The organism is Paenibacillus cymbidii, from assembly GCF_004764705.1.
In the GTDB taxonomy this organism is placed as follows: Bacteria; Bacillota; Bacilli; order Paenibacillales; family NBRC-103111; genus Paenibacillus_AN; species Paenibacillus_AN cymbidii.
On record NZ_SHLX01000022.1, the window covers coordinates 1 to 22931 of the forward strand.

General features: G+C 57.4%; 19 protein-coding genes and 1 riboswitch. Of the genes, 2 read left to right on the forward strand and 17 right to left on the reverse strand.

Annotated elements, in window-relative coordinates:
- Nucleotides 1-820: 820 nt before the first annotated feature.
- The 13 genes from EXY20_RS25660 to cymR form a co-directional block, all read right to left on the reverse strand.
- On the reverse strand, nt 821-2974 hold the full coding sequence (locus EXY20_RS25660) for a methyl-accepting chemotaxis protein (RefSeq protein WP_235886198.1): 2154 nt from the start codon (nt 2972-2974) through the stop codon (nt 821-823).
- 203 nt (nt 2975-3177) lie between these two features.
- Nucleotides 3178-3265, reverse strand: a riboswitch (cyclic di-GMP riboswitch).
- Between the two features lie 164 nt (nt 3266-3429).
- Nucleotides 3430-4734, reverse strand: a complete 1305-nt coding sequence (locus EXY20_RS25665; protein WP_135554988.1) for a peptidase U32 family protein — start codon at nt 4732-4734, stop codon at nt 3430-3432.
- A gap of 13 nt (nt 4735-4747) precedes the next feature.
- Nucleotides 4748-5680: a peptidase U32 family protein gene (locus EXY20_RS25670; protein WP_135554989.1), complete on the reverse strand. Its 933-nt coding sequence runs from the start codon at nt 5678-5680 to the stop codon at nt 4748-4750.
- A gap of 106 nt (nt 5681-5786) precedes the next feature.
- Nucleotides 5787-6902 carry an endolytic transglycosylase MltG gene (gene mltG / locus EXY20_RS25675; RefSeq protein ID WP_135554990.1) on the reverse strand — a complete coding sequence of 372 codons (1116 nt, stop codon included), beginning with the start codon at nt 6900-6902 and terminating at the stop codon, nt 5787-5789.
- 87 nt (nt 6903-6989) lie between these two features.
- Complete coding sequence (locus EXY20_RS25680; RefSeq protein ID WP_135554991.1) at nt 6990-7304, reverse strand: DUF1292 domain-containing protein; 315 nt, start codon at nt 7302-7304, stop codon at nt 6990-6992.
- Entirely contained in the window at nt 7304-7612 is a 309-nt protein-coding gene (locus tag EXY20_RS25685) for a DUF1292 domain-containing protein (RefSeq protein WP_135554992.1), read from the reverse strand. Before EXY20_RS25685 ends, EXY20_RS25680 begins: the two co-directional genes overlap by 1 nt.
- Nucleotides 7613-7623: 11 nt before the next feature.
- A complete protein-coding gene (gene ruvX / locus EXY20_RS25690; protein WP_135554993.1) occupies nt 7624-8034 on the reverse strand; it encodes a Holliday junction resolvase RuvX in 411 nt (136 codons plus the stop codon).
- A gap of 1 nt (nt 8035) precedes the next feature.
- The gene (locus tag EXY20_RS25695) at nt 8036-8296 is read right to left on the reverse strand and encodes an IreB family regulatory phosphoprotein (protein WP_135554994.1); all 261 of its coding nucleotides are present in this window, start codon (nt 8294-8296) and stop codon (nt 8036-8038) included.
- A gap of 127 nt (nt 8297-8423) precedes the next feature.
- Nucleotides 8424-11051 carry an alanine--tRNA ligase gene (gene alaS / locus EXY20_RS25700; protein ID WP_135554995.1) on the reverse strand — a complete coding sequence of 876 codons (2628 nt, stop codon included), beginning with the start codon at nt 11049-11051 and terminating at the stop codon, nt 8424-8426.
- A gap of 575 nt (nt 11052-11626) precedes the next feature.
- Nucleotides 11627-12697: an AI-2E family transporter gene (locus EXY20_RS25705; RefSeq protein ID WP_135554996.1), complete on the reverse strand. Its 1071-nt coding sequence runs from the start codon at nt 12695-12697 to the stop codon at nt 11627-11629.
- Nucleotides 12698-12934: 237 nt separating this feature from the next.
- Nucleotides 12935-13132 (reverse strand): hypothetical protein, encoded by a 198-nt coding sequence (locus tag EXY20_RS25710; protein ID WP_135554997.1) that lies wholly within the window; start codon nt 13130-13132, stop codon nt 12935-12937.
- A 261-nt stretch (nt 13133-13393) separates the two neighbouring features.
- Nucleotides 13394-14548, reverse strand: a complete 1155-nt coding sequence (locus tag EXY20_RS25715; protein WP_135554998.1) for a cysteine desulfurase family protein — start codon at nt 14546-14548, stop codon at nt 13394-13396.
- A gap of 220 nt (nt 14549-14768) precedes the next feature.
- A complete protein-coding gene (cymR, locus tag EXY20_RS25720) occupies nt 14769-15188 on the reverse strand; it encodes a cysteine metabolism transcriptional regulator CymR (RefSeq protein ID WP_135554999.1) in 420 nt (139 codons plus the stop codon).
- Between the two features lie 207 nt (nt 15189-15395).
- Between cymR and mnmA the strand changes: the two genes are divergently transcribed.
- Nucleotides 15396-16514, forward strand: a complete 1119-nt coding sequence (gene mnmA / locus EXY20_RS25725; protein ID WP_135555000.1) for a tRNA 2-thiouridine(34) synthase MnmA — start codon at nt 15396-15398, stop codon at nt 16512-16514.
- 82 nt (nt 16515-16596) lie between these two features.
- On the opposite strand, the gene EXY20_RS25730 is transcribed toward mnmA, so the two are convergent.
- The 4 genes from EXY20_RS25730 to hisS form a co-directional block, all read right to left on the reverse strand.
- Entirely contained in the window at nt 16597-17913 is a 1317-nt protein-coding gene (locus EXY20_RS25730; RefSeq protein ID WP_135555001.1) for a replication-associated recombination protein A, read from the reverse strand.
- 92 nt (nt 17914-18005) lie between these two features.
- The gene (locus tag EXY20_RS25735; RefSeq protein ID WP_135555002.1) at nt 18006-18752 is read right to left on the reverse strand and encodes a tRNA threonylcarbamoyladenosine dehydratase; all 747 of its coding nucleotides are present in this window, start codon (nt 18750-18752) and stop codon (nt 18006-18008) included.
- 18 nt (nt 18753-18770) lie between these two features.
- Nucleotides 18771-20546 (reverse strand): aspartate--tRNA ligase, encoded by a 1776-nt coding sequence (gene aspS / locus EXY20_RS25740; protein ID WP_135555107.1) that lies wholly within the window; start codon nt 20544-20546, stop codon nt 18771-18773.
- A 54-nt stretch (nt 20547-20600) separates the two neighbouring features.
- A complete protein-coding gene (gene hisS, locus EXY20_RS25745; RefSeq protein WP_135555003.1) occupies nt 20601-21857 on the reverse strand; it encodes a histidine--tRNA ligase in 1257 nt (418 codons plus the stop codon).
- 569 nt (nt 21858-22426) lie between these two features.
- Between hisS and EXY20_RS25750 the strand changes: the two genes are divergently transcribed.
- Nucleotides 22427-22843, forward strand: a complete 417-nt coding sequence (locus tag EXY20_RS25750; RefSeq protein ID WP_135555004.1) for a hypothetical protein — start codon at nt 22427-22429, stop codon at nt 22841-22843.
- Nucleotides 22844-22931 lie beyond the last annotated feature (88 nt).

Here is a 22931-nt window from a genome sequence, read left to right on the forward strand (position 1 = left end):
TACGGAGCAAAAAAATAACCTCCCGCGCCTTCGCTTGGGCTACGGCCGCCCACAACCTTTTACACCAAACAAATGACCTCCATCGTCCCGATGGAAGAACCTACTACACAAACTACTTGACGGCACCATAATGTTGGAAATAGCCAGTGAAAACACTGGCTATTTCCCCCAAGACGGCGCCAAAGCGAACTTTTCTTCCAAATAGCCAGCAAAAACATTGGCTATTTTGTTGGTAGGGGCCGTTTTTTGCAAAATAAGCAAGATAACATGGGTTATTTCGAAATACCATGCTCCTTTGGCTAGAGCAGCGAAAAGGAGCGGAGTGGCGGGGGTGCTCTGGAGAAACGGAGTGGTCGCCTTTGGCTTTCGGATGGCTTCTGCTAGGCGCTTCCATTCCGCGGCCATCCGAAAACAAGTTGCGATCGGAAGAGCACCCCCGCCGCGCAGCGGCCAACTCGCGGAGCTGGGCTTACCAACAGCGGCGAGGCACCGCCGCTCGTGTGCTTTTGTTAGCGCAGCGGCCAACTCGCGGAGCCGGGCTTACCAACAGCGGCGAGGCACCGCCGCTCGTGTGCTTTTAGTTAGCGAAGCGAAAAGGAGCGGAGTGGCGGGGGTGCTCTGGAGAAACGGAGTGGTCGCCTTTGGCTTTCGGATGGCTTCTGCTAGGCGCTTCCATTCCGCGGCCATCCGAAAACAAGTTGCGATCGGAAGAGCACCCCCGCCGCGCAGCGGCCAACTCGCGGAGCCGGGCTCTTAACTACACCGCGGCCAATACAAAAAGCCTGCCCCCACAAATCGGGGACAGGCCGCGAACTCTTTCCTATACCGTAAACTTGGACAACGAATCCTGCAGCGACTTGGACAAACGCTCGAGGTTTTCCGACAGCCGCACCAGCCCCTGGCTGACGCTGAGCTGCTCGTTGCTGAGCGATGCCACTTCTTCCGAAGTGGCCGACGACTCTTCCGATACCGCGCTGACATTGCTCATCGCTTCCGTAAGCACAAGCTGCGATTCGTCCAGCACCGTGATCGACTCGGTCACTTCGGAAAGCTGCTGCACGAAACCGCCCATATTCGTCTGCACCTGATTGAAGATAATACCCGCCTCCTTGACGGAAGCGATCTGCTCCTGGAATACCGGATATGCCGCCGACAGCACGGATACCGTCTCGTCGATTTCGAGCTGGATCGTATCGGTAATTTGCCGGACGACGTCGATCGACTGCTTCGACTGCTCCGCCAGCTTGCGGATTTCGTCGGCGACTACCATGAACCCTTTGCCGGCGGTGCCGGCACGAGCCGCTTCAATCGTAGCGTTCAACGACAAAATGTTCGTCTGCTTCGTCATATTGTTCAACACATCGAGAATTTTGCGGATGGACGACGTGCTTTCTTTCAGCTTGTCGACTTTCTCCACCATCGAGCGCGTCATTTCTTCGGTCGTGTTCGTTTTGAGTGTCAGCTCTTCCATATAACGCGACCCTTGTTCGCTCGCCTCGCGAACGACCGATGCGGAATCGCCCATCCGCACGTTGGACAAAATAACTTGTTTCATCTTATTGCCCATTTCGTATGTAAGGCCGTTGCCCTTCTCTGCCTCTACGGCAAGCGAAGAAGCGCCGTTGGCGATTTCTTCGGTAGCAACCGCGATTTCTTTGGCTGACGTTGCCGTTTGTTTGGACGCGTTAAGCAGTTCGCCCGCATTCTCCAACACTTCGTTCGCCGATTGGTTCGTCTGCTGGACGAGACGAGTAATTTGCTCCATCATCTGGTTGAAGCTGGCGCCGAGTTGGCCGATCTCGTCGCTGCGGTTCGAATTTGTCCGCACCGTCAAGTTCCCTTGCTCGCCTTGCTTCATCAAATTGCGCAGCTTGATGAGCGGCCTTCCGATCATTTGCGCCATGAGCAATCCGATAACCGCCGCAATGACCGCTGCGATAATCGCCGCGTAGATCGTGGCCGTCAATATTTTTTTCGCGTCCTTGACCAGTTCGGAAACCGGCGTCGTCGCCGCAAGAAGCCAGCCGCTTGTTTTCAACTTCTTGTAAACGATCAGCGATTCCGTACCGTTTAAGGTGCTCGTTTTGCTTTGTGCCGTCTTCAAGCTTTCATCGAGGGATTCCTTGTCCAGCTTCAATTCGACCGTAGTGCCAATCGCCTCTTTGTCTTCGGAACGGACGATCTGCTCTTTATCGTTGAGCACCATGATCTGGCTGCCGTCACCCAGATTCAATTCGCCGATGCTTTCATTGATGGCGGAAAGCTTGATTTCGAAAAGCAGGACAAAATCCTTGCTTCCGGTATTCAAATTTTTGAGCAGCCGGCCTACGGCCAGAACGGGTTCGGGAGAGCTGGAAACAAAGCCGGTTTTGCTCGTTTCCAGCCACACGGCGGCGCCGTCTGCGTCAATCATCCGTTTCATCCATGCTTCGTTCGCAATGCCCGGTTTGTCGCCCGTCGACGTATTGCCGATTACTCGGCCGTCGCTGATAGAAATCAAACTCACGCCGGCGATGCCGCTCGTGCCGGAAGTGAATGTATTGAGCTTGTCGGATACCGTCTTGAACAACGTCAGCCGTTCATAGGAACTCGGGTCCGCGTCTTTATAAGCTTGCACCGATTTCATATATTCCTGGTCGGTCAAAATCTGCATCGTCAGCGACTCGTAATTGCTGAACTGCAATTGCAGCTTTTCGGCGGACTGCCCGATCGTCTGGCCGGTGGCCGACGCCATCTTGTCCTTGACGATTTGTTTGGCCTGGGAGTATGAAAAAAGCCCTACCGCCAATACAAGGATGATGATACAAACAAAAAAGATGAGAAACAGCTTCATGCCAACCGATTTGATCGGGTTTTGCAACTGCATGTTCCGCGTGGTACGTACGTTGCGTTCGTTCTCGGGCGCCGTGGCAGCGTTGCCTTGCGTTCGTAGCGAGCTTGTCAATTGTTTGAATTTGTCCTTTGCCGATTTCATTACGAACCACCATCCTTCGAATAATTGCAACTCGCTTTCGTCTCGGGCACTCTAAGGAATTATTTCGACAATTTAAAGCGTAATCCTCTCCTATTTTTGGCTTAAACCGCTATGAAAACATTTTCATAGGCAACCTTTCGACACACAAAAAAACCGCTTCGTAATTACGGAGCAGTCAGTCTAAGGCAAGCTGGTCCGTCCGCTATAGCAACCCGGCTATCATAGCCTCGTAAGGCCTTAGATCCGCGGCTTTGCGCCCTCTCCTTTCGGAAAAGTTAGCCCTTGTATATGAACGCATGCGCCATATGTCACATTGTTGTCTGACAAGTTGGGATGTTATTCCTATCAGTAACGATACCATCGCCTTTCCATTTTGTAAACACTGATTTCATTTTTTCGACAAAATTGGACAACACGACATACAGCCCGCGGCCGCAAGCCACAGGCTGTTGTCGTTATTTGGCCGATTTGCCCGACTTTTTGCGCATCATGTCGAAATAGGCGACGGGGCGATCCACTACAAATTTCACTTTTTGCATCGGATGTCTTGCCGCATCGAGCTCAAGGCCCTCTTCATCGTACAGCTTGCCGACGACTTGCTTGAAGCCGGTGCCGCCCGGGCCGAAAAACTCGACTTCTTGCCCCGGTTTGAAATGGTTGCGCTGCTGTACAACCGCCATTTGCGACACGGGATCGTAATCGAGCACAAGTCCGGCAAAATCGTAAGCCACCGCCTTGTCCTCCGGTTCGAATATATGGTCCTCATGTCCCGGCGTATCGAAGAAAAAGCCGGTATTCAGCGGCCGGTTCGCCGCTTTGCCGATTTCCAGCGCCCATTCCCGCTTCAGTTCGTAGCCGTCCGGGTCGGCCAAATAAGCGTCGATCGCTTGCCGGTACGCGTTGACGACGGTCGCGACGTAGTGGATGCTTTTCATCCGGCCTTCGATTTTGAAGCTTTCTACGCCCGACTCGATCATCTGCGGCACGTATTCGATCATGCACAAATCTTTGGCGCTCATCGAAAACGGGTCGTCCTCCGCGCCGAACAGCGCTTTGGCGCTCTCCTCGGCCACGAGCCCGCTCGCCTCCGCCGTGCCGTCCTCGAACAAATCGTACTTCCAGCGGCACGATTGGCAGCAGCCGCCGCGGTTCGAATCGCGGTCGGTAAAATGGTTCGACAACACGCACCGGCCGGAATACGAGCTGCACATCGCGCCGTGAATGAACGTTTCGATTTCGATATCGACGTGCCGCTTGATGTCGACGATTTCTTCCATGCTCGCTTCACGCGCCAGCACGACGCGGTGAACGCCGTCTTCCTTCCAGAACTGCACTGCCTGCCAGTTCATCGTCGACTGCTGCGTGCTCAGATGGATTTCCAGCTTGGGCGCCACGCGCCGGCACGTTTCGATAATCGCCGGATCGGCGACGATAATAGCCGCGATGCCAACTTCCTGCAGCATGCGCAAGTAGTGGTCCAGCTCCGCCAAATCTTCGTTGTGCGCGTAAATGTTCGCCGCCACGAATACTTTGGCCCCGTACCGGTCCGCGAATTGCACCGCTTCCCGCATTTCCTCGAACGTAAAATTGTCGGCGCTCGAACGCAGACCGTACTTCTGCCCGCCGATATAGACCGCGTCTGCTCCGTAATGGATCGCAAACTTCAGCTTCTCCAGGCTGCCTCCCGGCGCAAGCAGCTCGGGTCGTTTCAGCTGCCGTTTGCCGCCGGGCGTGCCCGGCTGTTCCTTGACAATGGTCATCCTGTTTTTCACCTCAATACACCTGATCTTTGTAAAAAAATCCGAATGACAGCGGACGGTCCGCCGGCTGCAGCGCTTCGATCGGCTCTTGCCATTCGGGATTAAATTCGTAGCCGGCCGGATCGGCCGCGTAAGCGTCGATCGCCGTGCGATAAGCCCGCACGACCGCTTCGTTATAAGCGAGCGACTTCATCAGCCCTTCGATGCGCAAGCTGTCGATGCCGCCTTCTATCAGCTCGTGCACGCTTTCCAGCATGCAGATGTCTTCGGCGCTCATCATATGCGTCCCGTTCGCATCTTCGAAGATCGGGTACTTCTCGTCCCGCCGCTCCGCTTCGATCACGAACAAGCCGCGTTCCGCTCCGAGCTTCTCCTGCCCGGACTCCTTGCCTTGATGCTGAAAGTAATTGGCGACCAGCGGCCGCTTGGAATGGTAAATGTTCGTCATTCCGTGCACCTGTACCTGCACTTCCAGCGCCGCATGGCGTTTGAATTCCAGCACTTGCTCCATATTCAGCTCGCGCGCAAGAACGGCCCTTGTTGCCCCCTTGCCCGCCCAATAATTGGCCGAAGCATAATTCGTTGTCGTCATTTCCGCGTTCCAATGCAGCGGCAGCTTGACGCCGGCCTGGCGGCAGGCGATCAGCACGGCCGGGTCGCCAAAAACTAGCGCATCGGCTCCGTAATCCGCCACCTGCTTGATGTAATCCGCCAACTCGGGCAACAAGCCGTTGGACATGATATTGTTGACGAGCACGTATACCTTGCTCCCGAGAGAGTGAACGATCTTGATTGCCTCGCCGATTTGTTCCGCCGCCATTTCGCCGGCTACCCTGACGCCGTAACGCGACGAACCGACACTGACGGCGTCGGCGCCGGCTTTGACGAGCGCTTCCGCTTCCCGCACCGAACCTGCGGTAACGAGCAGCTCCGATTTGGTTGCCATTTGACTTCGCTTCCCTTCGCCATCACTTGCTCACAATCTTTATATTATACCCGAATGAATCCGGGGGCGCTATCGTTCCGCAAGATTTGCCCGGCGCTTCCGTCAGTTACGGTTTGGCCGTTTGTTTGCTCGCGGCGATGTTGCGATTATGCTGGTCGAGCGTTTCCGCAAACAGGTGGGTTTGCGTGCCGTCTTTTTTGGTGACGTAATACAAATATTTGGACGACTCCGGGTACAACGCCGCTCGCACCGAAGCGATGCCGACATTCGAAATCGGCCCGGGAGGCAAACCTGCGTTCAAATACGTGTTGTACGGGCTTTTGATTTGCAAATCTTTTTCCAGCAGCCGCTCTTTCGTTTCGCCCAGCGCATACTGCACCGTTGCGTCGATTTGCAGCGGCATCTTCAGCTTCAGCCGGTTGTAAATGACGCCGGCGACGAGCGGCCGTTCCTTGTCCACGACAACCTCCCGTTCGATTAGCGACGCCACGGTCAACAGGTTGTGGAAGTCGAGGTCGAGCTTGTCCATCTGGCTGCGCCAGTCCGGCGGCAGCATCGCCGTTTTCCGTTCCCACTCTTCGATCATACGCGCCAGTATTTCCTGCTCGCTGCTCCCTTTGGCCATCTCGTATGTTTCCGGGAACAAATACCCTTCCAGCCGGTGCGTAAGCGACTTATCGGCCGGAATGTCGGCCAGCCACGGGGAATCCGCCATCGTCTTCGGGTCGTCCGCAAGCCGCTGGAACGCCTCGGCATTCGCAATGCCGAGTTCGCCGAGCTTCGCTGCGATTTGCGGCACGGTAAATCCCTCCGGAATAGTGAAGCGCACCGTTTCTTTCTTCACGGTATCGCCGTCGTTCAGCTTGTCGACGATTTGTTCGATCGTCATGCCGGGGGTCATATCGTATTCTCCTGCCTGGAAACGGGAGCCTTCGCCGATCGATTTAATATAATAGACGAATGCGGTATGATTGCGGATCAAACCCTGTTTCTCCAAAACGGCGGCGATCTTCGCCGTACCCGCTCCAGGCGGTATCGTCACTCGCACCGCTTCCGTCTTCGCCGCGGGCGGCGTCAGCAAATGTTTGACATAATACGTACCGGCAACCGCCGCGCCGCCAATGAGCAGCACGAGTATGCCAAATATCCAGAGGAAGATGCGCAGGCCGCGGCCTCTTCTCGGCTCATCCTCCGGATCCGTTGCTTGCCAATGCTCCGACACGTGCCTAACCCTCCATCAAGCCCAAAATGTAGTCCGACAACCTGCTCGACTCGAAAAAAGGACGACCGCAGCCGTCCTTCTTGCGAATTATACTTCATCGTCGAACGAAAACGTCATTTCGTCGTAATATTCCAGCACGTCTTCCCACTCGTCGTCATCTTCGATCGTTTCCAGTTCCGGCTCGCCCGAGTCGTTCCGCCCGATCCGATACAACACGATATCGTCGTCGCGCTTCATCTTGTCCGATTGCAACACGGCATACATCGTTTCGCCCAGCGCAAACTCGGAGAGCACCGCATAAGTGACGGGTGCCCCCTTGTCGCCGATCAATTCCACGGCGTCGCCGTAAACGTCGCGCAGCACGCGAATCGGTTCGAACGGCTTGCTCTGCAGGCCGCTCATCAGCTTTCCTCTTCCTCGGCTTGCTCCATAAGCGTATTAAACGTCTCTTCGACGATATTCCATTCGTCTTCGTCTTCGATCGTAAACAGCTGCAGATCGTCGCCGTCTTCCTCGTAGCGGAAGGCGTACACTTCTTCGGACTCCTCGTCTTCACCGCCTTCGACGGGAACGACCATCATGTACTTTTTGTCCGAGCCGTCGACTTCGAATTTCATGATCACTTCGAATTCTTCCTCGTTGCCTTCTTCGTCCGGAATGTAAATGATTTCCGGTTCTTCTTCCAAGTGCTTGTCGTCATTCGCCGTCATGCGCCTTCACCTCATCGTTTGGAATTGATATAGCCTTCGAGAATCAACGCGGCAGCCATCTTGTCGACGACTTGCTTGCGTTTCTTGCGGCTGACGTCCGCCTCAAGCAGGGTACGCTGCGCGGCGACGGTCGTCAAGCGTTCGTCCCACATATGAACCGGCAATCGCAACGCATGCCGCAGGGTTTCCGCGAATGCAAGGCATAACTCCCCGCGCGGGCCTATCGTGGCATTCATGTTTTTCGGCAAACCGACGACAATTTCCGTCACTTCGTATTGCAAGACGATCGCTTGCAGCCGCGCCAGATCGTCAGCTTGCGATCGCCGCCGGATCACTTCCAAGCCCTGCGCGGTCCAGCCCAGTTCGTCGCTGACGGCGACTCCGATCGTCTTGTCCCCGTAGTCCAGCCCCATCGAACGCATGTTATTTGTTCTGCGTCAGATAGGACCTGACCAACTCCTCGATCAACTCGTCGCGCTCGCGCTTGCGAATCAGGCTGCGCGCATTGTTGTGGCGAGGAATATATGCCGGATCGCCGGAAAGCAAGTACCCGACGATCTGGTTGATCGGGTTGTAGCCTTTCTCCTGCAGCGCGTCGTAAACGGCCAGCAAAACTTCCTTAGGCGATGTTTCGATCGCATCCGGCTTCACGTCGAATTTCATCGTTTTGTCCATGGAACTCATCACCGGCACCTCCCGCATGCGAACTGTTGCTTCTTTAGTCTACTGTGATATATTCTCTACCGGGCGGAAAAATTCCTCCGCGGCCGGGAAAAATATTCATCTTCATCCGCCACGATCCGCGCTGCCGCTATTTGGCCGCCGGTTGTTCGACAAGTTTGCGCACAAGCTGCAGCGCTTCGTCCAGCTTCGCCGTCTCTTTGCCGCCGGCTTGCGCCATGTCGGGACGGCCGCCGCCGCTGCCGCCGCAATGAACCGCCGCTTCCTTGACGATCTTGCCGGCATGGTAGCCTTTGGCGACCAAATCCGGCGTCACCGCCGCTACCAGATTCACCTTGTCGCCGCTGACGGAGCCGAGCACGATGATCGCGGACGGCAGCTTCGCCTTCATCTGATCGACGATCGTCCGCAGCGCGTCCATATCGCCGTTCACTTTGGCGGCGAGCAGCGAAATCCCCGCGACCGTCTGCACCTGATCGGCCAACCCGCCCGCTTCCACCTGGCTCAGCTTGGCGCGCAGCGATTCGTTCTCGCGGCCGAGCTCCTTCAACTGGCCGAGCAAACCGTCGATCCGCTTCGGCACGTCGGCGATACCGGATTTGAGCAGGGCGGCCGACGACTTCAGCAATTGCAGCTGTTCGTCGAGGAACTCGTACGCCTTGCGGCCGGTCACGGCCTCGATGCGGCGAACGCCCGAACCGATGCCGCTTTCGCTGACGATCTTGAACAACCCGATCTGCGATGTCGCTTGCACGTGGCAGCCGCCGCACAGTTCGATGCTGTAATCGCCGACTTGCACGACGCGCACGATGTCGCCGTACTTCTCGCCGAACAGCGCCATTGCGCCCATTGCCTTCGCCTCCGCGATCGGCTTCGACTCGATCACGACCGGCGTGCTGTGCCAAATTTGGCGGTTGACCCGCTGCTCGATCTCCTGCAGCTCCTCGGCGCTGATGCTGCCGAAATGCGAGAAGTCGAAGCGCAGCCGATCCGGCTCGACAAGCGAACCTGCCTGATTGACGTGATCGCCAAGCACTTCCTTAAGCGCTTTATGCAGCAAATGGGTGGCGGTATGATTTTTCGTAATGTCGTCGCGGTTCGATCGGTTGACCGCCGCCTCGACGCGTTCGCCTTTGCGCAGCGTGCCCGACTCGACCAGCACGTCATGCACGTGCTGCCCGTGCGGCGCTTTGCCGACGCCTTCGACGAGCGCTTTCGCCCCGGCCGTCGTCAAGGTGCCGCTGTCGCTCACCTGACCGCCGCTTTCGGCATAGAACGGCGTGCGGTCGAGGATGATGCGGCAGCGAGTGCCGGCGCCTACGACATCGACCAGTTGCCCTTCGTATTCGATGGCAATAATGGAAGCGCTTGTTATCCACTCATTATATCCAACAAATTCGCTTTTATCCGTGAAATCGGACAGCGGGCCGCCTTGCACCTTCATGCTTTCCGTCTCCTGACGGGCTTCGCGGGCGCGTTTCCGCTGCTCCTCCATCGCGGCGTCGAAGCCTTCGCGGTCGACGGTCAGCCCCTGTTCCGCGGCAAAATCTTCCGTCAAATCGAACGGGAAGCCGTACGTATCGTACAGTTTAAACGCATCGGCACCGGCGATGAGCGCTTGCCCGGCCTTGCGCGCGTCTTCGGCCAGACCGGCCAGAATGGCAAGACCGTCGCTGAGCGTCTCGTGGAACCGCTCCTCTTCGGTGCGGATGACGCGTTCGATGAACTCGCGCTTGTCCACGACCTCGGAGTAGTACACACCCATGACGTCGCCCACAACCGGCACCAGCCGGTACAGAAACGGCTCGTCCATGCCGAGCACCTTGCCGTAGCGCACCGCGCGCCGCAGCAAGCGGCGAATGATATAGCCGCGCCCTTCGTTCGACGGCATCACGCCGTCGCCGACGGAGAACGACACGGTGCGGATGTGGTCGGCGATCACTTTCAGCGCGACGTCGTGTTCGGCATTCGCCTTGTAGGTTGCGCCAACGATCTCGCAGGTGCGATCGATGATCGGCCGGAACAAGTCGGTGTCAAAGTTGGAATCGACGTCCTGCAGAATCGAAGCAAATCGTTCGAGGCCGGCGCCGGTATCGATGTTTTTGTTCGGCAGCGGCGTGTAGCTGCCGTCCTTGTTATGGTTGAACTGCGAGAACACCAGGTTCCACACTTCGAGGAAACGTTCGTTTTCCCCGCCTGGCCAGCATTCCGGGTCGTTCAGATCGCCGTACGCGTCGCCGCGGTCGTAAAAAATTTCCGTACACGGTCCGCACGGCCCTTCGCCGATATCCCAGAAATTGTCCTGCAGCTTGTAAATGCGCTCCTGCGGCAGGCCGATTTTGCTGTTCCAGAAAGCGAACGCTTCTTCGTCTTCCGGATACACCGTCACCGACAACCGGGTCGGGTCGAAGCCGATCCACTGCGGATCGGTCAGAAACTCCCAGGCCCACGTAATCGCTTCTTCTTTAAAATAGTCCCCGATCGAAAAGTTGCCGAGCATTTCGAAAAACGTATGGTGCCGGCGCGTTTTGCCTACATTTTCGATATCGTTCGTGCGAATGCATTTCTGCGAGTTGGCAATGCGCGGATTATCCGGCTTCACCCGGCCGTCAAAGTACGGCTTGAGCGGCGCCATGCCGGCATTGATCCATAGCAGCGACGGATCGTTGTGCGGCACGAGCGGCGCGCTCGGCTCGATCTGGTGGCCTTTCGATGCAAAAAAATCGAGCCACTTCTGACGAATGACACTTGCTTTCATGAGTCGAACCTCCTGATTTCTCGTAAGTGATGCGGAAAAAAACAAAAAATCGCCCCTGAAACAGGGACGAATTGTTCGCGGTACCACCCTGGTTATCGCAGTCGCCCTTCCGGCCCTTGCTGCAATCTCCTCTGCGGACGGTAACGGGTCCAGCCGGCGGAGTTGATCCGCGCTCGGAAAACAGCTTTCGGTCATCCTTGGCGTAAGGGCTCTTGCAGCCGCAACCCCGTTGCCGGGTTTGCGTAGCCCTCTCTCTGCGACGCAGGTGTGACGTACTCGAATTCGTCGACGCTTTATGGAAAATTATAATCAACCGCGCCCCGCGGTGTCAACTCATGCGCGGCGAATGGGGCGCAAGCGGGCTGCATGGTACTGCATAGAGGCAACGCTTGACAAACGGATATGGCCGCGGTATAGTATTATCAATTGATAATGATTTTCATTTCCATCCTCAATCGGTCCTCAGTCCTCAAAATCCCATTGACCCCGCCGGTTTGCCGCGCGGGGTACTTTTTTGCCTCCCGGCGCATCGTTCGAATCGCTGCCACGCGCCGCAAGCCGCTTTGCTTTTTGGATCAGGTCGCCCGCCTTCTGCTCCAGTGCACCTGCATGTGCTGAACCAGCACCTTCATGACGGCAAAAACCGGCACCGCCAGAATCATCCCCACAATGCCGGCCAACTCACCGCCCACCAGCAGCGCAAAAATGATCGTCAACGGGTGCATATGCAGCGTCCGTCCCACTACCTGCGGCGAAATGATGTTTCCTTCCAGCACTTGAATCGCCGTATTGATGAGCATGACGTAAAGCACCATTTTCCAGGATACGGAGGCGGCCATCACGACTGCCGGCGCAGCCCCGAAAAACGGGCCGACATAAGGGATGACGTTAAACACGGCAACTACGCCGGCGAGCAGCAGCGGATACGGCATGCCGATCGCCCAATAGCCGACGTAGGCAAGTACGCCGACGATGGCGCAAACGAGAAACTGGCCGCGAATGTAATTGCCCAGCGCGGTGTCCATGTCGGCGACAAGCTCGACCGTCCCCTCGCGATGCCGTTTCGGTATGAGCGCCAGCGCCAGCCGCTGAAAAATTTGGTAGTCCTTCAGCATGTAAAACGCCAGGAACGGGATGATGAACGCCACGAACAGCATATTGATCAAATTGCCGATGCGCGACAAATAGCCGGACACGGCGGCGGAGATGCTCGATTCGAGCTTCGCCAGCGAATGGTTGATGCCGGAACGGACGCTGGCGGGCATGTAGTCGTTGTCGTTCAGCGTGCTCATCAAACTTTCCGCTTTCATGGTCAGTTGCGGCATATGTTCGTTCAGCTCGTTCAGTTGCGCATTGAACATCGGAATCACATTGACGACCACAACCGCCGTGCCCGTCAAAAAGACGGCATAAATGAGCAGCACGGCGACGCTCCGCGGCATTTTGCGCCGCTGCAGCGCGCTGGCGATCGGATGCAGCACGTACGACAGCATCATCGCCAGCAGGAACGGGGCCAGAATCGCCCGCAGGAAGCGGTAGACGCCGCCAAGCAGCGGCCTGATCTGCATTAACATGAACAGGATGAACAGGCCGAGCAGCGCATAGACGAGAATCGTAAACCATCTGCTGCGGTAGAAAGGTTCCATGCTGTGCCCTCCTGAACGTTTAGCGAAATGTTTCCGTGCAAGCAATAACTCGCATCGAAAGCATCGGAACGTTTTTCCCATAGGTTGGACGGCACGGGCGCATCCTATGCGGCTTGTTCGGCAAAACGACAATGAGGGGGAGATTGCAACAAAAAAACGTCCCCTTCCGCTGCCGGACCGAAAGCTTCGGCGCCGTATGCGTCTAATCGGGACGTTCGTTTTCCGCCTGTCGGCATGTCAGTTCGCATGCACTTGCGGCATTTCCTCTTCGAAGAACAAATCGTCGAGCGAGCTTAACGTGCCGTCTTCCTCGACTTGGTAGACCGACATTTTCTCCCCGTTGACCGTCAATTCGATAAAGCAGCCCCAGCAATAAAACTGGTGCGAGCCGATTTTGCCAATATCTTTGGAGTTGCAATTTGGACACCGCATCATCGCGTTCACCCTGTTCCTCATAAAATGTTGTCGACACAAGAAGGTTATCTGCCATGTCCGTTCCCCTGGTCCGACGGTTGTTGCCGACCATAGTCCGAATACGCTTCACGCATCTAATTAGTTCCTTATCCATTTCATTCCTTGCGTAAACATCCGTTCGCCCGCTCTTATCGGGCACCTGCCGGCATTCGGCGAAATCGGTCGCCTTCGTATCATTTTTGGTCAATTTCGGTTCGTTTATACTACGTTTGGTACTATCGCTCAGGATTTATTACGCAATGATTTGAAAATGGTTGCAACTGTTCTCGCTGCGGCAATAATTTCGCGCTCGGTATTCCCGTCGCCGAAGCTGAACCGAATCGCGGAGCCGGCCACTTCCGGCTCCAGCCCCATGGCCAACAGCACATGCGACGTTTCCAGCGCGCCGGACGAACAAGCCGATCCGCTGGCGGCGGCGATGCCTTCCAGATCAAGCCTCATCAGCATCGTTTCCGTCGAGATGCCGGGGAAGCTGACGTTCAAAATATGCGGCAGCCGCTCGGCTTCGTCCGGATGGCCGTTGACGACGAACGCATGTTCCGGCAGCGACCGGGCCAGCTCATCTTGCATCATTTGACGAAGCAGGCGGGCATTTTGTTGTCGCTGTTCACGAAATTGTAACGATTGCGCAACGGCAGCGGCAAAACCGGCAATTCCGGCGACGTTTTCCGTGCCGGCGCGACGCTTCCGCTCTTGGCCGCCGCCAAACATTTGGGCGCCGAGCTTGACGCGGGAGGAACAATACAGCGCTCCTACTCCCTGCGGTCCGCCCAGCTTGTGAGCCGAGAAACTCATCAGGTCGACGGGAAGCGCAGACAAATCGATGTCGCAATAGCCCAGCGCTTGCACCGCATCAACATGAAACAAAATGTTGCGCTGGCGAGCCAGTTCCGCAATTCGTGCGATCGGCTGCAGCGTCCCTACTTCATTGTTGCCGTACATGACGCTCACGAGCAGCGTGTCTTGATCAATCGCTCGTTCCAGCGCTTCCCATTGCAGTTGTCCCGTCTTATGTACCGGTATATAACGGACTTCAAACCCTTGGCGTTCCAGTTGTGCGCAGCTATGAAGCACGGCATGATGCTCGATCGCCGTCGTCACGATCCGCCGCTTGCCTTGCGCCAGCGCCGCTGCGCCGAACAGCGCCAGATTGTCGCTTTCCGTGCCGCCGCTGGTAAAGATGATTTCGCGCGGCGAACAGCCGATCGCCTCCGCGATTGTCGCGCGCGCGTCCTCGATTGTCGCCTTCGCCCGGCGTCCGAAGCCGTGCAAGCTTGATGCGTTTCCGAAGCCGCCGGTCATGCAAGAGAACATGACGTCCCGAACGGCCGGGAGCATCGGCGTTGTCGCCGCATGATCCAAATAAATGCCTGTCATTGCCTCACCTGTCACAAGGCGGTTCAAAAAGTTGGCTTTTGTGCACCGGGGCTGGTCGTTCGCCCTGGTCGTCAGCTCCCGCTGACTGCTCGGGTATGCGTCCTACCTGACGGCGAACTGCTCGCCCATGCATCCGGGAAGGTAGCGTGTGCGAAGTTGGAGTGGCGAAGCTCGGCCTGCAATTCCGATTAAACAAAAGACGACTTTTTGAACGGCCTTTTCAAATGTAGAACATATAGTTATCCTGCTTGGCGTCCCCTTCGTAGGAGATGAGATGCTGCAGGGTCGTGGAGTCAAGCACTTCCGCAATGCTGTCGCGGATCCGGATCCACAAGTCGCGTTTGGCCGGGTCGTCTTCTTCAGTGAAATCGACCGGGCTGATCGGCCCTTCCAGGACGCGAATGATGTCGCCCGAAGTAATTTGCTCCGGCAAACGCGACAACACGTATCCGCCGTAAGCGCCGCGAATGCTTTTGACCAAACCGGCATTGCGCAGCGGGGCAATCAGTTGCTCCAGGTAGTGCTCCGACAGCTGGTGTTTTTCGGCGATGCTCTTAAGCGAGGTGGGGCCTTCTCCAAGCTTGCCGGCGAGCTCCATCATAATGGTGAGCCCATAGCGGCCCTTAGTAGAAATTTTCAAAGCGGCACCTCTTTATGTCGTGATCTGCAATCAGCATGTCCATAAAAGGGGTAAATCAGACGTGCTTACTGGCCATTATCCGTACTTTATATGGTATCATAGATTGAATGTTCGTGGGAATAGTTCTTATGACAACTTTCTGAAAATAATTTTGCTTGCTTTTGTGGTAAAATGGTTGGATCGAAACGGAAAGAAGGGCAAAACGCAATGGACAACAACCGGAATCAAATGCGCGTCGTGCTCGGCATGTCCGGCGGCGTGGATTCTTCTGTGGCGGCGCTGCTGCTCAAGGAGCAAGGCTACGACGTCATCGGCGTCTTTATGAAAAATTGGGACGACACGGACGAATTCGGCCACTGCACGGCCGAGGACGACGCCGAAGACGTGCGCCGCGTTTGCGCGCAAATCGGCATTCCTTGTTATACGGTCAATTTCGAGAAGCAGTATTACGATAAAGTGTTCGCCTATTTTCTCGACGAATACCGCGCCGGGAGGACGCCCAATCCCGATGTGATGTGCAACCGCGAAATCAAGTTCGGCGAATTTCTGCAAAAGGCGCTTGACCTTGGCGCAGAACGAATCGCCACCGGGCATTATGCCCGGGTAGACAACCGGGACGGCGAATACCTGCTGCTGCGCGCAATCGACGGCAACAAGGACCAGACGTATTTCCTGCATGCGCTGAACCAATACCAGCTGTCCAAGGCGATGTTTCCGCTCGGTCAGCTGACGAAGCCTCAGGTGCGCGAAATCGCGGCCGCGGCCGGTCTGGCCACCGCAAAGAAAAAAGACAGCACAGGCGTCTGCTTTATCGGCGAGCGCAACTTCAAGCAATTTCTGAGTCAATATTTGCCGGCGCAGCCAGGCGATATGCGCACCTACGACGGCGAACTGAAAGGAAGACACGACGGGCTGATGTACTATACGCTCGGCCAGCGCCAGGGCCTTGGCATCGGCGGATCGGGCACGGGCGAGCCCTGGTTTGTTGCCGACAAAGATTTGGCGACGAATACGCTGTACGTTGTGCAAGGGGAAACGGACGAACGCCTGTATGCCACGTCGTTGATTGCCGACGGCGTCAGTTGGACGAGCGGAGCCGCCCCTGTCATGCCGGCGCGATGCTCGGCAAAGTTCCGCTACCGCCAGCCCGATCAGGGCGTTACGGTGGAGCCGCTGGACGAGCCGGCCTCCGGTGCCGGCATGCGCGTGCGCGTCGTGTTCGACAAGCCGCAGAAAGCCATTACGCCGGGGCAAGCGGTCGTCTTCTACGACGGCGACGTCTGTCTGGGCGGCGGAACGATCGATCGCGTGGAGAAACTGCGCTGACGCAAGCGGAGCGTCGCTAATGAACAAGACCCGCTTTCGCCGATGAGGCTGAAAGCGGGTCTTGTTCGATTTATCCTCGCAACTATTGCGCGGAAGAACTCCGGCGGCGCTGCTGGTTGATGCGCATCTTCTCTTCCATGCCCATCTCGCTTGCGTCGAAAAACGTGGCGTTCGCCAGCTTGTCCGGCAAATACTGCTGGGCAACGTAGTGCCCGGGGAAATTGTGCGGGTACTGGTAGCCGACGTGGCCGAGCTTCTCCGCCCCTTTGTAATGCGCGTCCCGCAGATGAAGCGGCACTTCGGCGGCGCCGATGCGCTCGAATGCGGCATATATGTTGCCCAGCGCCAGCGGAATCGAGTTCGACTTCGGACTTTCGACCGCGAACAAAATCGCCTGGGCGATCACATATTTCGATTCCGGCCAACCGATTTTGTGATAGGCGTCCATCGCGGTTACCGACTGCACCATCGCTTGCGGATTGGCCAGCCCGATATCTTCGCTGCTGGCGACGATCAGCCGCCGCAGGAACGTCATCGGGTCCATGCCCAGTTTCTCGACGGCGTACAAAAACCAGAACAACGCCGCATCGCTGGAGCCGCGAATGCTTTTATGAAAGGCGGACAGCACGTCGTACTGGGTCGATTCGTCCGCCTTGACCGTTGGCCGGCGGATCGACTCCTCCGCCGCCTCCAGTGTGATCCGTACCGTGCCGTCGGCATCCGGCGCTGTCGTCAGCGCCGCCAGTTCGAGCGCGTTAAGCGCGCGGCGAATGTCGCCGCCGGCGACGAAAGCGATATGCCGCAGCGCGTCTTCGTCCGCTTGCAGCGGCAGCAAGCCGAGCCCGCGCTCCTTGTCGGCGAGCGCGCGGCGCATCGCCTCCAGCGCATGCTCGTGTGTCAGTGCGTGCAACTCGAACAGCGTCGAGCGCGACAAGAGCGCGCCGTTCACGTGGTGGAACGGGTTCTCCGTGGTGGCGCCGATGAACACGATAATGCCTTGCTCCACCGCCGGCAGCAGCGCGTCTTGGCGCGCCGTATTGAACCGGTGCACCTCGTCGAGGAACAATATCGTTTTGCGGCCGTATAGATCGCGGTTTTGTTTGGCTTGTTCGATCACTTCGCGCACGTCTTTGACCGATGCGTCGACGGCGTTCAGCTTGACGAATTCGCCTTTGGTCCGATGCGATATAATATGGGCCAGCGACGTTTTCCCCGTTCCCGGAGGGCCGTACAGCAAGATCGAGCTGACCTGGTCGGCTTCGATCGCGCGCCGCAGCAGCTTGCCGGGGCCAACGATGTGCTCTTGCCCGATATAGTCTTCAAGCGCAATCGGCCGCATGCGATCCGCCAGCAATTTCGATTCCGTCCGTCGCTCCGCTTGATAGGAAAATAAATCCACCTTGTACCTGCCTTTCCGCTAAAGCCGCCATACTTCCGGGTACGATCCGAGCCGCCCGCCCTGCGTATTCGCAGAACGGACGGCTCTTTGCGTCAGTTATCTTTCGGCAGCAGGTCGCGTACGACGACGCTGGCCATGATGAGACCGGCGACGGACGGCACGAATGCGTTGCTCGACGGCGGCTGTTGCGCCTTGCGGATTTCCGGCGCGTTCTCCGGAACGATGCGCTGGGTCACGTCCTCCCGCGTCTTGATCGGCTCCTCTGTCGAGAAGACAACCTTGACGCCTTTGCGAATCCCGTCCTTGCGCAGTTTCTGCCGGATGACACGGGCGATCGGATCCATCGTCGTCTTCGAGATGTCCGCGACCTGGAAGCGGGTCGGATCCATCTTGTTCGCAGCGCCCATGCTCGAAATCATCGGAACGCCGCGCGACAGACACTGCTTGATCAGATGGATCTTGTAGCTGATCGTATCCGACGCATCGACGACGTAATCGAGCGGAAACTCGAACAGCCGCTCATACGTCGCTTCCGTGTAAAACATCCGCAGCGCGATCGCGTCGCACTCGGGATTGATTTGCAGAATGCGGTCGCGCATCAGTTCGGCTTTCGGCTGGCCGACGGTCGACAGCAAGGCATGTATTTGCCGGTTGACGTTCGTAATGTCGACGACGTCCTTGTCGATCAGCACGATCCGGCCGATGCCGGAGCGGGCCAACGCCTCGGCCGCGAACGAGCCGACGCCGCCGATGCCGAGCACAGCGACGGTGCTGCGCTTCATCGCGGCCAGCCCCTCCGGACCGATCGCCAGTTCGTTGCGGGAAAATTGGTGCAGCATGGTACCCCTCCCGCGCCTTTACTTCGCTGCCGGCTGCTTGATCGCCACGCGGATCGACAGCTGCTCGAGCTGTTTCTCCTCGACCGTGCCGGGAGCGTCAGTCAGCAGGCAGGATGCGCTTTGCGTCTTCGGAAACGCAATCGTTTCGCGAAGGTTGGTGCGGCCGGCGATCAGCATGACGAGGCGATCGAAGCCAAACGCGATGCCGCCGTGCGGCGGTGTGCCGTACTCGAACGCTTCAAGCAGGAAGCCGAACTTCTCCTGCGCTTCCTCCTTCGAGAAGCCAAGCGCCTGGAACATTTTCTCCTGTATGTCGCGCTTGTAGATCCGCATCGAACCGCCGCCGACTTCGTAGCCATTCAGTACCAGGTCGTATGCCTGGGCGCGGATTTTGCCGGGATCGCCGTCGAACTCGTGCAAGTCATCTTCGTTCGGCCGCGTAAACGGATGATGTTCGGCGACGTACCGCTTTTCTTCCTCGTCATAGCTGAGCAGCGGGAAGTCGACGACCCAGGCGAACTTGAACACGCTGTCGTCGATCAGGCCGAGCTGGCGCCCGATCTTCAACCGCAGATTGCCAAGCACGTCGGCCACAACTTTTTTGTTGTCGGCGGAGAACAGCAGCAAGTCGCCTTCTTCGGCGTTCAGGCGTTCGCGCAGCGCGGCGATTTCTTCCTCCTTGAAAAATTTGACGATCGGCCCTTTCATTTCGCCGTCCTTCATTTGCACCCAGGCAAGTCCTTTGGCGCCGTAACGGGCGGCGAACACGCCAAGATCGTCGATTTCCTTGCGGCTCCACGTGCCGCAGCCTTTGGCATTGAGCGCCTTCACCTGGCCGCCGCCGGCAATAACCGAAGCGAACACCTTCACATCGCTTGTCGCCACAATGTCGGCCACGTCGACAAGCTCAAGCCCGAAGCGCAGGTCCGGCTTGTCGGAGCCGTATTTGCCCATCGCGTCGGCGTACGACAGCCGCTGGAACGGCGCGGCGATGTCGACGCCGGCGGTTTCCTTCATCAGCTTGACAACGAGCCGCTCCATCATCGACAGCAGCTGGTCTTGCGACAGGAACGACGTTTCAATGTCGACCTGGGTAAATTCCGGCTGGCGGTCGGCGCGCAAGTCTTCGTCGCGGAAGCAGCGGGCGATTTGGTAATAGCGCTCGAGGCCGCCGACCATCAACAGTTGCTTGAAAATTTGCGGCGACTGCGGCAGCGCAAAAAACTCTCCCGGGTGCACCCGGCTCGGCACCAAATAATCGCGTGCGCCTTCCGGCGTGCTTTTCGTCAAAATCGGCGTTTCCACTTCGATGAACTGCTCCCCGTCGAGGAAATCGCGGAATACTTTGGCCGCTTTCGAGCGAAGCCACAACGTCTTCTGCATTTCCGGACGGCGCAGGTCGAGGTAACGATATTTGAGCCGCAGCGACTCGTCGATTTCAATGCCGTCTTCGATGAAGAAAGGCGGATTTTTGGCGGCGTTCAAAATTTCGATGGATGTAATTTGCACTTCGATTTCGCCGGTGGCGAGGTTGGCGTTTTTCGTATCATCGGCGCGTTCGACTACTTTTCCTTGGACGGCAAGCACGAACTCGTTGCGCGCTTTGTCCGCAATTTGCAGCGCTTCGCCGGAGAAGCCGGGGTTGAACACGATTTGCACGATGCCGCTGCGGTCGCGCAGATCGATGAACAGCACGCCGCCCAAGTCGCGGCGCCGCTGCACCCATCCGTTCAAAATAACCGATTCCCCTACATTTGCTTTGCTTAATTGTCCGCAATGATGCGTTTTTAACATGGCCATGTGGTTATCCTCCCTTTGTCCTCTCGTGCCTGACGTTCGTTTTCTAGCTTATCGCCGGCTTGCCAGCAGCGTCTCCGCCAGCCGTTCCAGCGCAACGGACCGCTGCTCGCCGGTCGCCATTTCCTTCAGCGCGATTTCGCCGCGTTCCAGTTCTTCGTCGCCGAGGATCGCCACATAACGCGCCTGCAGCCGGTCGGCCGACTTGAGCTGCGTCTTCATTTTGCGACCCAAATAATCTTTCTCCGCCTGCAGACCGCCGAGCCTCAGCTCGTACAGGATGCGCGGCAGCACCTGCTCCGCCCGTTCACCCATGCCGACGAGATAAACGTCGAGCGGCTCGCCGGTCGGCACTTCCACTTCTTGCGCCTCGAGGATCAGCAGCGTGCGCTCCAGGCCGAGGCCGAGGCCAACGCCGGAACGGTCGCTGCCGCCGATTTGCCCGACAAGCCCGTTATAACGGCCGCCGCCGCCAATCGTATCGATCGCGCCGATGCCGTCCGCCTTGTACTCGAAAGCAGTATGCGTGTAATAATCGAGACCGCGCACCAAACGATGATTCACGCTGAACGGAATGCCCATGTCGGTCAAATAGCGTTGCACCGCGGCAAAATGCGCGCTGCACGCCTCGTCGAGATGGTCCAGCAGCGATGGAGCATCGGCAAATTTGTCCTGATCGACTTTGCAGTCGAGAACGCGCAGCGGGTTGCGGTCCATCCGCGCCTGGCAATCCTTGCACAGCGAATCGCGCATCGGCGCCAGGAACGCCAGCAGCGTGTCGCGATAAGCGGCGCGCACTTCCGGCGTGCCGACGGAATTGATCTCGACCCGCACCTGCTTCATGCCAACCGACTTGTAGAACGTGTAGCCCAGTGCGATTACTTCCGCATCCAGCGCCGGATCTTCCGAGCCGAACGCTTCGATGCCGAACTGGTGCAGCTGCCGGTAGCGCCCCGCCATCGGCCGTTCGTAGCGAAACATCGGGCCGATATAATACATTTTGGTCACGTCCGGTTCGGCGTACAGCTTGTTCTCGACATACGCCCGCACGACGCCGGCCGTTCCTTCCGGCCGCAGCGAAATGCTGCGGTCGCCTTTGTCGAGGAACGTATACATCTCCTTCTCGACAATATCGGTCGTTTCGCCTACGCCGCGTTGAAACAGCTCCGTATGCTCGAAGATCGGGGTGCGAATTTCCCGATAGTTGAACGCCCGGCACAGCTCGCGCGCTTTCGACTCTAGAAACTGCCATTTTTCGACCGTTCCGGGCAAAATGTCTTGCGTTCCTTTCGGCTTCTGAAAGCTCATGCGGATTCCCTCCCTGACGTAACGAACGCCCTTTTTGGACTGCCTCTTTAAAACAAAAATCCCCCGCCCCTGAACAAACGTCAGGGACGAGGGATCGCGTTATCGCCATCACCCGTGGTACCACCCATATTCGGAACCGGATTGTCCCGGAGCGGCCAATGCCGATCCGCCGAGTTCCGCACTCGAAGCGGTTAACGCCCGCCTACGCATAACGGCTACTGCTGTACCTGCTGCCCAGCTTGCGGGTACGGTTCGCCGCTTGTCCTCCGGGAAGTCTGTTCATTCGTTCGCCAACGGGAAGCTTGCAGCCAGGGCTTCCTTCTCTGGGGATGGGAGTGCGAATTACTTGGTCCCTTCATCGGATCGGTGTCATGCAATTAGTTACGATTGTAATCGCGGTGCAGGCGGAAGTCAAGCGCGATCGGCCCGAAAGCGGGACGCGGCAACAAAATCTTAAGCCCCATCGGACCAAAAGTCCCGGAACTCTCCCATTCTACGGTTCAAATACTAGCATATACATGTACCACAAGGGCGAACACCCTTGCAAAATGGCGATGGAGGGAAAAACGATGGAACAACAGCAAGTTGGACAAGATGCCGCTTTGGAGACGACAGGTGTCGAGGAGCAGGTGGAATTGCAGAAAGAAACCGTGGAGATCGATGCGGTTGACGCGGATGTTGCGGAGCAGGAAGAAGGCGCCGCGGAGCGGGAAGCGGCGATCGAACAGCTGCAGGCGGCAAACGACGAAGCCAGCGCTGCCGATGAAGAGGCCGACAGCGACGCAGGCGCCGAAGGCGACGCCGATGCGGAGGATGACTCCGGGGACGATGCGGACGATGCGGACGACGAAGAAGACGATGACGCGGCGGATGAAGAAGATTCGGAAGACGGGGATTCGGAAGACGGGGACGAAGAAGCGGTAGAGGCGGATGAAAGCGAAGAAGCGGATGAAGATGCGGAAGACGGGGACTCGGAAGAAGCGTAAGGCCCGCCCCCGTACCCCCGAAGAACCCGTAATACGACTGCAAACGTAAAGCCATTCTTCCCGTACCGATCGGGGAAGAATGGCTTTC